This window comes from Sphaerisporangium perillae (genome assembly GCF_023276435.1).
Classification (GTDB): Bacteria; Actinomycetota; Actinomycetes; order Streptosporangiales; family Streptosporangiaceae; genus Sphaerisporangium; species Sphaerisporangium perillae.
Genome location: NZ_JALLPO010000024.1, coordinates 125,398 through 138,994, shown reverse-complemented (window position 1 = coordinate 138,994; position 13,597 = coordinate 125,398). Strand labels below are relative to the sequence as shown.

Annotated in this window: 13 protein-coding genes; all 13 read left to right on the top strand. The window is 71.9% G+C overall.

Features of this window, described 5'->3' with window-relative positions; translation table 11 throughout:
- Positions 1 to 37 precede the first annotated feature (37 nt).
- The 13 genes from MYF83_RS23915 (at position 38) to MYF83_RS23860 (ending at position 13,585) form a co-directional block, all read left to right on the top strand.
- Positions 38 to 985 carry a glucosyl-3-phosphoglycerate synthase gene (locus MYF83_RS23915; RefSeq protein ID WP_248962871.1) on the top strand — a complete coding sequence of 316 codons (948 nt, stop codon included), beginning with the start codon at positions 38 to 40 and terminating at the stop codon, positions 983 to 985.
- A gap of 49 nt (positions 986 to 1,034) precedes the next feature.
- Positions 1,035 to 1,367, top strand: coding sequence for a hypothetical protein (locus tag MYF83_RS23910; protein ID WP_248962870.1), 333 nt, complete (start codon positions 1,035 to 1,037; stop codon positions 1,365 to 1,367).
- A 21-nt stretch (positions 1,368 to 1,388) separates the two neighbouring features.
- The gene (locus MYF83_RS44415; protein ID WP_372500221.1) at positions 1,389 to 1,490 is read left to right on the top strand and encodes a putative leader peptide; all 102 of its coding nucleotides are present in this window, start codon (positions 1,389 to 1,391) and stop codon (positions 1,488 to 1,490) included.
- A gap of 111 nt (positions 1,491 to 1,601) precedes the next feature.
- On the top strand, positions 1,602 to 2,558 hold the full coding sequence (locus MYF83_RS23905) for a TauD/TfdA dioxygenase family protein (protein WP_248962869.1): 957 nt from the start codon (positions 1,602 to 1,604) through the stop codon (positions 2,556 to 2,558).
- Positions 2,559 to 2,643: 85 nt separating this feature from the next.
- The gene (locus tag MYF83_RS23900; protein ID WP_248962868.1) at positions 2,644 to 4,293 is read left to right on the top strand and encodes an ABC transporter substrate-binding protein; all 1,650 of its coding nucleotides are present in this window, start codon (positions 2,644 to 2,646) and stop codon (positions 4,291 to 4,293) included.
- The gene (locus tag MYF83_RS23895; protein WP_248962867.1) at positions 4,290 to 5,213 is read left to right on the top strand and encodes an ABC transporter permease; all 924 of its coding nucleotides are present in this window, start codon (positions 4,290 to 4,292) and stop codon (positions 5,211 to 5,213) included. Before MYF83_RS23900 ends, MYF83_RS23895 begins: the two co-directional genes overlap by 4 nt.
- Entirely contained in the window at positions 5,210 to 6,058 is an 849-nt protein-coding gene (locus MYF83_RS43880; RefSeq protein ID WP_248962866.1) for an ABC transporter permease, read from the top strand. Before MYF83_RS23895 ends, MYF83_RS43880 begins: the two co-directional genes overlap by 4 nt.
- Complete coding sequence (locus MYF83_RS23885; protein WP_248962865.1) at positions 6,055 to 7,722, top strand: dipeptide ABC transporter ATP-binding protein; 1,668 nt, start codon at positions 6,055 to 6,057, stop codon at positions 7,720 to 7,722. The genes MYF83_RS43880 and MYF83_RS23885 overlap by 4 nt, the downstream gene beginning before the upstream one ends.
- Positions 7,719 to 9,050, top strand: a complete 1,332-nt coding sequence (locus MYF83_RS23880; protein ID WP_248962863.1) for an NtaA/DmoA family FMN-dependent monooxygenase — start codon at positions 7,719 to 7,721, stop codon at positions 9,048 to 9,050. Before MYF83_RS23885 ends, MYF83_RS23880 begins: the two co-directional genes overlap by 4 nt.
- Positions 9,047 to 10,216 (top strand): LLM class flavin-dependent oxidoreductase, encoded by a 1,170-nt coding sequence (locus MYF83_RS23875; RefSeq protein WP_248962862.1) that lies wholly within the window; start codon positions 9,047 to 9,049, stop codon positions 10,214 to 10,216. The genes MYF83_RS23880 and MYF83_RS23875 overlap by 4 nt, the downstream gene beginning before the upstream one ends.
- Before the next feature lie 123 nt (positions 10,217 to 10,339).
- Positions 10,340 to 11,395, top strand: a complete 1,056-nt coding sequence (locus MYF83_RS23870) for an LLM class flavin-dependent oxidoreductase (protein ID WP_248962861.1) — start codon at positions 10,340 to 10,342, stop codon at positions 11,393 to 11,395.
- Positions 11,392 to 12,522 carry an LLM class flavin-dependent oxidoreductase gene (locus MYF83_RS23865; RefSeq protein ID WP_248962860.1) on the top strand — a complete coding sequence of 377 codons (1,131 nt, stop codon included), beginning with the start codon at positions 11,392 to 11,394 and terminating at the stop codon, positions 12,520 to 12,522. The genes MYF83_RS23870 and MYF83_RS23865 overlap by 4 nt, the downstream gene beginning before the upstream one ends.
- A gap of 109 nt (positions 12,523 to 12,631) precedes the next feature.
- Entirely contained in the window at positions 12,632 to 13,585 is a 954-nt protein-coding gene (locus MYF83_RS23860) for a lytic transglycosylase domain-containing protein (RefSeq protein WP_248962859.1), read from the top strand.
- Positions 13,586 to 13,597 lie beyond the last annotated feature (12 nt).

Sequence of the window (13,597 nt, the reverse complement as noted above, 5' to 3'; positions counted from 1 at the left end):
AAGAGCGTCGAGTCTGGAGTTGAGGAGAGGGCCGTGTGTGCTGCCTGAGGTGGAGGCTTGGCTTCTGAGCCGCACGACTGCCTCGGCCGACTGGCCGGTCGCCACCCTGCTCGCCGCCAAGGGCGACACGAGGATCAGCGTGGTGCTCCCGGCCCGCGACGAGGCGGGCACGGTTGGCCGCATCGTCTCCGCCATCCGCCGGGATCTCGTGGAAGGCGTGCCGCTCGTCGACGAGCTCATCGTCATCGACTCGCGCTCCACCGACGACACCGCGGCGGAAGCCGTGCAGGCAGGGGCGAAGGTCTTCGCCCAGGACGAGATCCTCTGCCACCTGGACCCCTTCGAGGGCAAGGGCGAGGCGTTATGGAAGTCGCTCGCGGTGACCTCCGGCGACATCCTGGTCTTCATCGACGCCGACCTGCGCGAGTTCGAGACGTCGTTCGTCACCGGGTTGCTGGGCCCGCTGCTGACCAGCCCGTCCATCATGTACGTCAAGGGCTGCTACGACCGGCCCCTTGAAGACCTGCAGCACAGCGGCGGGCGGGTGACCGAGCTGGTCGCACGTCCGCTGCTCAACATGCACTGGCCGCGGCTCGCCGGATTCGTCCAGCCCCTCGCCGGGGAGTACGCCGGGCGCCGGAGCGCGCTCGAGCGGGTGCCGTTCGTCACGGGGTACGGCGTGGAGCTGGCACTCCTGATCGACCTGCTCGACCTCGTCGGCCTGGACGGGCTGGCCCAGGTGGACCTCGGCCGCCGCGTCCACTCCCACCAGTCCACCGACGCGCTGGGCCGGATGGCCGGGCAGATCATGCAGACCGCCTGGTCCCGCCTGGAACGCCAGAAGGTCATCACACCGTGGCGGACGCCCTCGGCGACGCTCACGCAGTTCCGCCGGAGCGCGTCGGGACATGACGCGCTCGACCAGGACGTCACGGTCGGGGAGCGTCCGCCGATGCTGTCGCTCCCCCAGTACCGCTACCACTGATCGAGCACCTCCGCGGCGGCGCTCCCGGCGCCAGACGGGGCATTACCTATTGATCGCGGCCGGGCACCTCGCCTCGGTGGCGCTGGTCGCGATCGCGGCCGGCCTCACCGGCTCGCTGGTGACGAGCACGGCGCTGTCGATCGGCGGCGGTGTGGCGCTGGTCGGGTTCGGCCTGTGGCGGCTGCTGTCCACGCGGCACTTCCGCTGGGTGGGCATGCGGCTGTCCCTGCCGCAGCTGACCGCCTGGTCGTTCCTGATGTCCTCGGCCCACGGCGCGGGGCTGATGCTGCTCCCGGTGTTCGCCCGCTGGCCCAGGCCTGACCGCTGCCCCTGCCGCACGGCAGGGGCAGGGGCGGCCGGCCCTCGGCGCGAATTCATGTAATCCCTATTGACTTATAGGGGAATGTCGTTCAATGTCGGAGATGTGAGTAGCAGCGAGCTTCTGGTGGCCCGCCTCCACGTCGACCTCAGACGGCAGGCGAGCGCGCTCTGTGCCATGCGGTGACCTACGGGTCCCGCCGCCCCCGCTCCCCCGGTGCGCGCCCTACCGGCCCCGCGCCGTCCGTGCCGGGCGCAAGGAACGTCCGGTGACATCAGAGCTCATGGAGGCCTTCACATGCCATCGACCACCACCCTCGACGTCCGGCGCGTCGCCGGGCACATCGGCGCCGATATCAGGGGCATCGACATCTCCCACCCGCTGGACCCGTCCACGGCCCAGGAGATCCGCCAGGCCCTGCTCGCGCACAAGGTCGTGTTCTTCCGCGGCCAGACCCTGGACCACGCCGCGCAGATCGCCTTCGCCCGCCAGTTCGGCGAGCTGACCCACGCCCACCCGCACGAGGACGCGCCGCCGCAGGAGTTCCCGCAGATCCTCACCATCGACCCGCGCCGGTACGAGGAACGGTACGGCTCGGACTTCCGCGAGCTCTACCGCAAGCGGCAGTACTCCTACTACTCCGGCTGGCACACCGACGTCACCGCCGCCGTCAACCCGCCCACCGCCTCGATCCTGCGTGCCGAGACCGTCCCGTCCTTCGGCGGCGACACCCAGTGGACCAACCTGGTGGCCGCCTACGAGGGCTTGTCGGAGCCGCTGCGGCGGTTCGTCGACGGGCTGCGCGCCGAGCACCGCTTCCTGGCCGGGTACCAGGCCACCGGGGAGGACGGGAAGTACGCCAAGCGGATCAACGACAACCTGCTGATCTCCGTGCACCCCGTGGTACGGGTCCACCCGGAGACCGGCGAGCGGGCCCTGTTCGTCAACCCCGGCTTCACCGACCGCATCGTCGGCCTGTCCCCCCAGGAGAGCCGGCGCCTCCTGGACCTGCTCTACGAGCAGATCACCCGCCCGGAGTACACCGTCCGCTTCCGCTGGGAGCCGGGCAGCGTCGCCTTCTGGGACAACCGCGCCACCGCCCACCTGGCCCCGACCGACCTCGACCACCTCGACGTCGAGCGGACCCTGCACCGCGTCACCCTGATCGGAGACCGGCCCGTCGGCCCCGACGGGTTCGTCTCCGAGATCATCGCCGGACGTGAGTTCACCGCCGAAGCCCTCGTCGTCGCCTGACGGAGGCTTCGCCCGACCGGGGCGGGGGGCCCGCGGGTCCCCGCCCCCCTCACCCCGCTCCATCGGCGCCGGAAAAGGTGAACCTTTGCTCCACGTCCGCAGACCCCTCATCGCGGGACTGGCCGCCTTCCCCCTCATCGCCCTGACCGCCTGCGGCGGTTCCCCCGCGACGACCCCGGCCCCCGAACAGGCGGGCGCTCCCGTCGCGGGCGGGACCCTGATCTTCGGCGTCAACACCGAGCCGCAGAACCTGGACCCGCACGCCAGCCCGCAGGACGTCACCGGACTGTTCACCCGGCCGGTGCTCGATTCGCTGGTCTCGCTCGACGACAAGGGCCAGATCCACCCCTGGCTCGCGACCTCCTGGAAGATCTCCCCGGATGGGAAGACCTACACCTTCAAGCTGCGCGAAGGCGTGAAGTTCAGTGACGGCGGGGCCTTCGACGCGGCGGCGGTCAAGGTGAACCTGGACCACATCGTCGACCCCAAGACCAAGTCGCAGCTCGCGGCCGCCGCCTTCGGCCCGTACAAGGGGACCAAGGTCGTCGACGACCTCACCGCCGAGGTGTCGTTCTCCAAGCCGTACTCCCCGTTCCTGGCGGCGCTCGCCACCGCGTACTTCGGGATCCAGTCACCGAAGTCGCTGGCCGCGGGGCCCGAGGCTCTGGCCAAGAAGGTGGTCGGGACCGGGCCCTTCGTGATCGACGCCTTCATCCCGCACCAGGGCATCACCTACCACCGCAACGCCGGCTACGGCTGGGGCCCCGAGGGGGCCAAGCACACGGGGGCGGCGTATCTGCAGAGGCTGGAGTTCAAGATCCTGACCGAGGACTCGGTCCGGCTCGGGGCGCTGACCAGCGGCCAGATCGACGCGATCGCCAGCGTCCCGCCGGTCAACGTCAAGCAGGTCGAGGCCGACCCCAAACTCGCCATCCTCAGGCGGCAGGCTCCTGGCGGCAACTACAACTACTTCCCCAACACCGCCAAGGGCGTGTTCGCCGACGCGAAGGTCCGGCAGGCCTTCCGGGACGGCATCGACTTCGCCACGATCGTCCAGCAGCTGTACTTCGGCGCCTTCACCCCCGCGTTCAGCCCCATCTCCCCCGCGACCCTCGGCTACGACAAGAACACCGAGACGCAGTGGAAGTACGACCCGGCGGCGGCCGGGCGGCTGCTCGACGAGGCGGGCTGGACCGGACGCGACGCGGCGGGCTACCGCACCAAGGACGGCACGCGCCTGACGGTCCACTGGCCGTTCCTGAAGTCGTTCGCCAGGGAGCAGCGTGGCACGCTCGCCGAGCAGGTGCAGGCGGAGGCCAAGAAGATCGGCATCGAGGTCCGTTTCGACGACGTCACGCCGAACGATTTCGTGCCCAAGGCCCTCTCGGGCGACTACGACCTGGTCGACTTCAGCTGGCAGCGCGCGGACGGCGACGCCCTGCGCAACCTGTTCGCCATCTCCAACATCCCCAGCGGCGCGCTGTTCGGCCAGAATCTCTCCCGCTACGACGACGCCGAGGTCGACGGCTGGCTGAGCGACGCGCTGGCCACCACCGACCTGGCCAAGCGATCGGAGTTGTACACCCGGGTCCAGCGGAAGGTCAACGCCGACGCGGCGGTCTTCCCGGTGTACGTCTTCACCTACCTGCTGGGCGTGTCCAGGACGGCGCACGACATCGGCTGGGAGCCGCAGGCGTACCCGACCTTCTACGACGCATGGGTGTCGAAGGCATGACCCGCCGGGTCCTGACCAGGCTCGGCACCTCGCTCCTGGTCCTGTGGGGGGCGGTGACGGTGTCGTTCACCGCCCTGCATCTCACGCCGGGGAACGTGGCCGATGTCCTCATCGGCAGCTCCATCGTGACACCGGAGGTCCGAGCCCAGATCATCGCGGACTACGGGCTCGACCGGCCGCTGCCGGTCCAGTACGCGACCTATCTCGGCCGGGTGCTCCGCGGCGACCTCGGGCAGTCCTACCAGTTGCACGAGTCGGTCGCGTCGGCGATCGGCGCGCAGCTCGGGGCCTCGGTGCAGCTCACCGCGAGCGCTCTGGTCTTCGCGGTCGTGGTGTCGACCACGCTCGCGGTGCTGACGGCCCGGCGGGCGCGCTGGATCCGCGGCCTGTCCTCCGGCCTGGAGCTCGTCGGGGTCTCCATCCCGACGTTCTGGACGGCCATCCTGCTGCTGACCGTCTTCTCCTTCCAGCTCGGCTGGTTCCCCGCGGCCGGCGGCGACGGGTTCTCCGGCCTGTTCCTGCCGATGATCGCGGTCGCCATCCCGATCACCACCATGCTCACCCAGATGATGCGGGAGAACCTGGAGCTGATCCTGGACGAACCCTTCGTCCTCACCGCCCGCTCCAGGGGGATGTCCGACCTCGGCGTACGGCTCAAGCACGCGCTCAGGCACGCGCTGGTGCCGGCGATCACCCTGCTGGGCTGGGTCGTCGGCCTGCTGCTGGGCGGCATGGTCGCGGTCGAGCAGATCTTCTCCCGCCAGGGCATCGGCCAGCTCACCCTGGCCGCCGTGACCGGGAAGGACCTGCCGGTCGTGATGGGCGTCGTCCTGATCACCGCGGTCCTGTACGTCGTCGTCAACATCCTGATCGACCTGCTCTACCTCGTCGTCGATCCCCGGCTGCGAGGTGCCGCGTGAGCACCGCCGTCATCACGATCGGCGCGGGACGCCCGCGCGCAGTCCCGCGGCCGGGGGTGTGGGCGGCGGCGCTGTTCCTCACCGTGGTCACCGTCGCCGCGATCGCGCCCGGCGTGGTCGCGCCGGGGACGCCGGACGCGGCGGACGCGCTCGCCGCCCTGCGGGGCCCGAGCCCGGCGCACCTGCTCGGCACCGACGCGAACGGGCGCGACGTCTTCACCCGCATCGTCTTCGGGGCCGCGCCGTCGCTGCTGGCAGGCCTCGGCGCCACCGCCCTGGCGGTCGCGGCGGGCACCGCGCTGGGCCTGCTGGCCGCGCTCGGCGGCCGAGTGCTCGACGAGGTGGTCATGCGCCTGGTCGAGGTGCTGCTGGCACTGCCCACCCTGCTGCTCGCGCTGCTGGTGATCACGGTCGCCGGGCCGGGCACCCTGAACGTGATCTTCGCCATCGCGCTCTACACGGCCCCCAGCTATGCCCGGCTGGTCCGCGCCCAGACGATGGTGATCCGGCACGCCGGCTACGTGGAGGCGGCCACCTCCCTGGGGCTGACGCGGAGGCGGATCATCCTGCGGCACGTCCTGCCGAACGCGTTCGCGCCGCTGCTCGTGCTCGCGACCATCGAGGTCGGGACCGCCCTGGTCGCGGCGGCCTCGCTGAGCTATCTCGGGCTCGGGCCGCAACCGCCCGCGCCGGAGTGGGGGGCGATGCTCTCCGCCGGTCGCGACTACTTCTCGGTCGCGTGGTGGATCGCGATCTTCCCTGGGGTGGCGATCACCCTCACCGTGCTGTCGATCACCGTCGTCGGCCGTCACCTGCGGCGACTGGCGGAAGGGGGGACCTCATGACCGAGCCGATCGTGGAGGCCGCACAAAGTGAGGACCTCGTGACCGGGCCGATCGTGGAAGTCACCGACCTGCATGTGTCCTTCGGACCGGTCCACGCCGTGCGGGGCGTGTCGTTCGCGGTGCACCCCGGCGAGTGCGTCGCCATCGTGGGCGAGTCGGGGTCGGGCAAGAGCGTCACCGCCCGCACCCTGCTCGGTCTCACCGGGGACGAGGCCCGCGTGCGCGCCACCTCCTTCCGGGTCGAGGGCGTCGACGCGTCGGGCCACCGGGAGCGGCAGTGGCGGGCAATCAGGGGCAGGCGCATCGGCTTCGTCCTGCAGGACGCGCTCGTCTCGCTCGACGTGCTGCGGCCGGTCGGCAAGGAGATCGCGGAGACGCTGCGGCTGCACCGTGCCGTCCCACGCGCCGAGACCGCCGGCCGGGTCATAGAGCTGTTGCGCGAGGTGGGCGTGCCCGAGCCCGAACTGCGCGCCCGGCAGTACCCGCATGAGCTGTCCGGCGGGCTGCGGCAGCGCGCGCTGATCGCCTCGGCCATCGCCTGCCACCCCCGGCTGCTGATCGCCGACGAGCCGACGACCGCGCTGGACGTCACGGTGCAGGCGCAGATCCTGCGGCTGCTGGCCGAGCGCAAGCGGGACGGCACGGCGTTGCTGCTGATCAGCCACGACCTGGCGGTGGTGGCGGAGCTGGCCGACCGGGTGCTGGTGATGAAGGACGGCGTGGTCGTCGAGGACGGTCCGGCCGGGAGGGTGCTGAGCGAGCCGGAGCACCCGTACACCCGGCGGCTGCTGGCCGCCGTGCCGATGGAGCACGCCAAGGGCGCCCGCCTTTCGGTCCTGGAGGGTGAGCCCGCACGGCCGATCCCGCCCCGGCCGCCGGGCGAGGTCGTCATCGAGGCACATGACCTGGTGAAACGGTTCCGGAGCCGGACCGCCGTCGACGGGGTGTCGTTCCAGCTGCGTGCCGGGCGGACGCTCGGCATCGTCGGCGAGTCCGGCTCGGGCAAGACCACGACCGCCCGTCTGGTGCTCGGCCTGCTCGCGCCGGACGCGGGCTCGGTCGCGATCGACGGCCGCCCGTGGGAGGGGCTGACGGCGACGGAACGGCGTGAGCTTCGCCGCCACATCCAGGTCGTCTACCAGGACCCGCTGAGCTCCTTCGACCCGCGGTTCAGCGTGCGCCGCATCCTCGCGGAGGCGCTCGACGTCGGCGGCGAGCCTCGGGCGACCAGGCGGGACCGGGCCGTCGAGCTGCTCGAACAGGTCGGCCTGGACGCCTCCGTGCTGGAGCGGCGCCCGCTGCGGCTGTCCGGCGGCCAGCGGCAGCGGGTCGCGATCGCCCGCGCGCTGGCGCCCCGCCCGCGCGTGATCGTCTGCGACGAGCCGGTCTCCGCGCTCGACGTCTCGATCCAGGCGCAGGTGCTCGACCTGCTCGCCGACCTGCAGTCCGAGCTGGGCGTCGCGTACCTGTTCATCTCCCACCACCTCGGGGTCGTGCACCACGTCAGCGACCACGTCCTGGTGATGAAGGACGGCCGGGTGGTCGAGTCCGGCGACGTCAGGCAGATCTTCACCGAACCCCGGGCCGGCTACACGCGGGAACTGCTGGCCGCCGTCCCCCGCATCGACGCCGCCACCGGAGTCACCGTCAGGAAGGCCTCATGACCAAGCAGATCCACCTCGCCGCGCACTTCCCCGGCGTCAACAACACCACCGTGTGGTCCGACCCCCGGTCCGGCAGCCAGATCGACTTCGACTCCTTCCGGTACCTGGCCCGGACCGCCGAACGCGGCAAGTTCGACTTCTTCTTCCTCGCCGAAGGGCTGCGGCTGCGCGAGATGAAGGGCCGCATCCACGACCTGGACGTGGTGGGGCGGCCCGAGTCGCTCACGGTCCTGTCGGCGCTGGCCGCCGTCACCACGCACCTCGGGCTGGCCGCCACGGTGAACTCCACCTTCAACGAGCCGTACGAGGTGGCCCGGCGCCTCGCGTCACTGGACCATCTGAGCGGCGGCCGGGCCGCCTGGAACGTCGTGACCAGCTTCGACGCGTTCACCGGCGAGAACTTCCGGCGCGGCGGCTTCCTCGAGGAGGCCGACCGCTACACCCGGGCCGCGGAGTTCCTGCAGACCGCCCGCGAGCTGTGGGACTCCTGGGCGCCCGACGCGGTCGCGGCCGACCCCGGCACCGGCGCGTTCATCCGGCACGGCGGCATCACCCCGTTCCGGCACCAGGGCCGGCACTTCGACATCTCCGGCCGGTTCAACGTCCCGCGCGGCCCGCAGGGCCACCCGGTCATCATCCAGGCCGGCGACTCGGAGGAGGGCCGCGAGTTCGCCGCCTCCACCGCCGACGTGATCTTCAGCAGGCACAGCAAGCTGGACGAGGGCCGCGCCTTCTACCGGGACGTCAAGCGCCGCCTCGCGGCGTACGGGCGGCGGCCGGAGGAGCTGAAGATCCTGCCGGCGGTGACCTACGTCCTGGGCGACACCGACGCCGAGGCGGCCGAGCGCGCGGCCGAGATCCGCCGCGCGCAGGTGAGCCCGCAGACCGCGCTCGCCTTCGTCGAGGGCGTCTGGGGCCGCGACCTGTCGGGATACGACCCCGACGGGCCGCTCCCCGACCTCGAACCCGATCTCGACGAAGGGGTCTCCAAGGGCCGCGCGCAGTTCCGCCGGGACCGGGGCGAGGTAGCGGCCAAGTGGCGGGCCTTGGCGCAGGAGAAGAACCTGTCCATCCGCGAGCTGGTCATCGAGGTGGCCGCGCCGCAGACCTTCATCGGCACGCCACGGTCGGTGGCCGACGAGATCGACGCCTTCGTGCAGGCCGACGCGGCCGACGGTTTCATCTTCGTCCCGCACCTCACTCCGGGCGGCCTGGACGACCTCGTCGACAAGGTCGTCCCGCTGCTCCAGGAGAAGGGCGTCTTCCGCGCCGACTACACCGGCCCCACCCTCCGCGACCACCTCGGCCTCACGAAGGAGACCCGATGACCTTGCATCTGGCCGTCGCGCTGGACGGCGCCGGCTGGCACCCGGCCGCCTGGCGAGACGAGGGAACGCGTCCCGACCGGCTTTTCACCGCCGGGTACTGGGCCGAACTGGTGCTGGAGGCCGAACGCGGCCTGCTCGACTGGGTCACCTTCGAAGACTCCCTGGGCCTGCAGTCCTCCCGCTTCGACGCCCCTGACGACCGGCTCGACCAGGTGCGCGGCCGGCTGGACGCGGTGCTGCTGGCCTCCAGCCTGGCCCCGCTGACCACCAGGATCGGGCTGATCCCGACCACGAGCACGACCCACACCGAGCCGTTCCACGTCGCCATCGGCATCGCCTCGCTCGACCACGTCAGCCGCGGCCGGGCCGGCTGGCGGCCCCGGGTGTCCGCCCGCCCGGACGAGGCCGCCCATTTCGGACGCCGCGCGTTCCCGCCGCTGGACCTCTCCGATCCGGCCATCGCCGAGCACGTCGCGAAGCTGTTCGGCGAGGCCGCCGACGCCGTCGAAGTGGTCCGCCGGCTGTGGGACAGCTGGGATGACGACGCCGAGATCCGCGATGTGGCGACCGGCCGCTTCATCGACCGGGACCGCCTGCACTACATCGACTTCCAGGGCGAGTGGTTCAGCGTCAAGGGCCCCTCGATCACCCCGCGCTCCCCGCAGGGGCAGCCCCTGGTCACCTCGCTCGCGCACGACACCCTGCCGTACGAGTTCGCGGCCCGCGGCGGCGACGTCGTGTACGTCACCCCCCGCGACCGGGAGGACGCCGAGGAGATCGTCGGCCGCGTGCGGGCGGCGGAGGCCGCCGTGGGCCGTAGCGGACCGCCGTTGAAGATCCTCGCCGACCTGGTGGTCTTCCTCGGCGGCGTGGACCGTAAGGCGCGCCTGGACGATCTCGACGGGGCCGAGCTCGTCTCGGACGCCCACGTCTTCGTCGGCACCGCGGACCGGCTCGCCGGCCTCCTGCTCGACTGGCGCGACGCGGGCCTGGACGGCTACCGCCTCCGGCCCGGCGTGCTGCCCCACGACCTGACCGCGATCACCCGCGTCCTGGTGCCCGAGCTGCAGAGCAGGGGCGCCTTCCGCCGCGCGTATGAGACCGCCGACCTGCGCGGCCGGCTGGGCCTGAGCCGCCCGCCCAGCCGTTATCGGCAGGCCTCATGAGCCCTGTCCGCACCATCGCCCGACGATCGGTCCCGGCCACCGGGCCGCGCCCCGCCTCCCGCGCCTACCCGCCTCGGCCGACATCCCCGAGGTGACCCGCACGACGAAGGAGTACCACCGGCCTTGAAGTTCCTGGCGATGACACTGGCCTTCCACACCCCCCACCCGCTCACCGGCGAGTACAAGCCGGTCACCGAACGATTCCGCGAGGTCGTGGCCAGCGCGGTCCTCGCGGAAGAACTGGGCTTCGACGGGTTCGCCTTCGGCGAGCGGCACGAACGGCCCTTCCTGTCCTCCTCCCCGCCGGTGGTGCTCAGCCACATCGCGGCCCTCACCTCGAAGATCAAGCTGTTCACCGCCGTGACGACGCTCAGTCTGCTCGACCCGGTCCGGGCGTTCGAGGACTACTCGACCCTGGACCACCTCTCCGGCGGCCGGCTGGAGCTGATGATCGGCAAGGGCAACGGCACCGCGCAGGCGGAGCTCTTCCACGTGACGGAGAGCGACCAGTGGGACCGCAACAAGGAGGGGTACGAGCTGTTCCGGCGGCTCTGGCACGACGACAAGGTGACCTGGTCAGGGCGTTTCCGGCCGCCGCTGGAGAACGCCGAGGTGCTCCCGAGGCCCCTGCGGCCGCGGATCAGGATCTGGCACGGCAGCGCCACCAGCAGGGAGTCGGTGGACCTCGCCGCCCGGTACGGCGACCCGGTCTTCTCCGCCAACGTCACCAACCCGGTCGAGCCGTACGCGGAGCTGATCCGCTACTACCGGGAGCGCTGGGAGTTCTACGGCCACGCCCCCGCCGACGCCCTGGTGGGCGCGGGCAGCGCGGGCTACTACGGAGCCAAGACCTCGCAGGAGGCCATCAGAACGTACCGGCCGATCTTCGATGCCCGGATCGCCCTGTTCACCTCGCGCGGCCTGGACCCGGTCTTTCACACCCTGGAAGACGCCATCGAGCGCAGCTCCATCCTCGTCGGCAGCCCCTCCCAGATCATCGAGAAGATCCACCGCTACCACGAACGGCTCGGCCACGAGGTGATGCACCTGTCCGCCGAGGCCGACGGGCTGACCGACGCCCAGCATCGCGCGTCGCTGGAGCTGTTCCAGCGCGACGTCGCCCCCGTCCTCCGCAAGGAGATCCCCAGCAGACCACTCTCCAACGGAGGACTGTCATGACGCCGCTCTCGATCCTCGACCTCGCCCCCATCGTCTCGGGCGGAACCGCGCGCGACGCGCTCAGGAACACCGTCGACATCGCCCGGCGGGCCGAGGAGCTCGGCTACCACCGGTACTGGCTGGCCGAGCACCATCTCACCCCCGGCGTCGCCAGCTCGGCGCCCGCCGTCCTCATCACCGCCGTCGCCGCGGCCACCAGCCGGATCCGGGTCGGCTCCGGCGCCGTCCAGCTCGGCCACCAGACCCCGCTCGCCGTGGTCGAGCAGTTCGGCACCATCGAGGCGCTGCACCCCGGCCGGATCGACCTCGGCCTCGGCCGCTCCGGACAGCGCGCCAAGGAACTGAGCTCCGCGGCCCGCGCCGCCGCCGGCGCGCCCGCCCCGCCGCCTGCCGAGGCGCGGATCGTGGACGGCCTGCTCATCCCGCCGCCGTTCTCCTTCGCCGCGCTCGCGCACTCCCCGCTCTTCAAGCTGTCCGGATCGCTGCTCCAGCAGCCCGGCGCCGAGTCACCCGACTTCGCCGAGCAGGTCGACGACATCCAGGCGCTGCTCGCCGGCGCCTACCGCTCCGCCGACGGATTCCAGGCGCACGCCCAGCCCGGCGAGGGCGCCGAGGTGGAGCTGTGGATCCTCGGCAGCAGCGGCGGCCAGAGCGCCCAGGTCGCCGGCGAGCGCGGGCTGCCGTTCGCCGCGAACTACCACGTCAGCCCCGCCACCGTGCTGGAGGCGGTGGAGGGGTACCGGGACGCGTTCAAGCCGTCGGCGACGCTCGCCGCCCCGCACGTCATGGTGTCGGCCGACGTCGTCGTGGCCGCCACCGACGAGGAGGCGCGCAGGATCGCCGAGCCGTACGGGCTCTGGGTGCGGAGCATCCGCCGCGGCGACGGGGCGATGGCGTTCCCGTCGCCGGAGGAGGCCGCCGCGCACGTCTGGAGCGAGGAGGACCGCGCGCTGGTCGCCGACCGGCTCGACACCCAGTTCGTCGGGTCGCCTGAGACGGTGGTGGACCGGCTAGGTGTCCTGCGGGACGCGACCGGCGCCGACGAGCTGCTGGTCACCACCATCGCCCACGACCACGCCGACCGCGTCCGCTCCTTCGAACTCCTCGCCGCCGCGTGGACCACCTGACCGGCACGGCGGTCGTCGGCAGCTCAGCGCAGGACATACGCGGCGACTCGCAGGCCGGCCCTCGCGCGCGTCGCCCCGCCCGTCGCGTCGGCGGTTGTAGGTTGCCGCTATGGACCAAGGCACGGAGAGCACGCGTCGTCCGGCCCGCGCCCGGGCGATGGCGGCGGTCATCACCGCGACCCTGGTCGGCGTCTGCGGCTGCGGGCAGCCCGCGGGCAGGGCGGAGACGGCCTCGCCGCCGTCTCCGGCGTCGACCTCGGAGCGGTCGGCGACGCCGGCCGCGACCGGCGAACGGGCCGGCCTTCCCGCCCCCGATACGAAGATCCCAAAGGACGCCTCGAAGCTCGCGCGGTCCCTGAAGGACACCACCCGTGCGCTTCATGCGGCCGTCGACGCCTGGACCGGGGACGGCGATCCGTCGCGGGGCGGGCCGCCGGAGCCGGTCGTGCTCCTGGCGCTGCACCAGCAGCGCATCTACCGCTTCGCCGCCCGCCATCCCGGGCCGGCCTCCCGCGCCTTCGGCGAGCTGGCCGCGCCGCTCGCCGGGGAGGCCAGGGACAACACCGAGGCCATCCGCGAGCTGCTCTCGCTGGCCCACCCCCTCAAGGGCTCGGCGACGTTCAAGGTTCAGCGTCCATTGCCCGCGGGCGTCCTCCTCGGCCAGTTCAAGAAGGCCGAGCGCCGGTTCGGGGTGGAGTGGGAGGTCCTGGCCGCGGTGATGCTCGTGGAGACCAAGTTCGGCCGGGTCAGGTCCGCGAGCTACGCGGGCGCGCAGGGTCCCATGCAGTTCATGCCGGCGACCTGGAAGGCGTACGGCATGGGCGGGGACATCCAGGACCCGGAGGATGCCATCGCGGGCGCCGCCAACTACCTGCGCGCCTCCGGCGCCCCCCGCGACTACAAGAGGGCGCTACACGCCTACAACCCGTCCAACGCCTACGTGAACGCCGTCCTGCTGCACGCCCGGCAGATGAAGCGGGACAGCAGGAACTACTACGCGTACTACAACTGGCAGGTGTTCGTCCTCACCACGAACGGCGAACGCCGCCTCACGGGTCCCTGACCGGCCCGTGCC

Excerpts from the sequence above, each read along its gene's own strand:
- MYF83_RS23905 (WP_248962869.1), top strand. The coding sequence starts at position 1,602 with ATGCCATCGACCACCACCCTCGACGTCCGGCGCGTCGCCGGGCACATC.
- MYF83_RS23865 (WP_248962860.1), top strand. The coding sequence starts at position 11,392 with ATGACGCCGCTCTCGATCCTCGACCTCGCCCCCATCGTCTCGGGCGGA.
- MYF83_RS44415 (WP_372500221.1), top strand. The coding sequence starts at position 1,389 with ATGTCGTTCAATGTCGGAGATGTGAGTAGCAGCGAGCTTCTGGTGGCC.
- MYF83_RS23860 (WP_248962859.1), top strand. The coding sequence starts at position 12,632 with ATGGACCAAGGCACGGAGAGCACGCGTCGTCCGGCCCGCGCCCGGGCG.
- MYF83_RS23885 (WP_248962865.1), top strand. The coding sequence starts at position 6,055 with ATGACCGAGCCGATCGTGGAGGCCGCACAAAGTGAGGACCTCGTGACC.
- MYF83_RS23880 (WP_248962863.1), top strand. The coding sequence starts at position 7,719 with ATGACCAAGCAGATCCACCTCGCCGCGCACTTCCCCGGCGTCAACAAC.
- MYF83_RS23895 (WP_248962867.1), top strand. The coding sequence starts at position 4,290 with ATGACCCGCCGGGTCCTGACCAGGCTCGGCACCTCGCTCCTGGTCCTG.
- MYF83_RS23875 (WP_248962862.1), top strand. The coding sequence starts at position 9,047 with ATGACCTTGCATCTGGCCGTCGCGCTGGACGGCGCCGGCTGGCACCCG.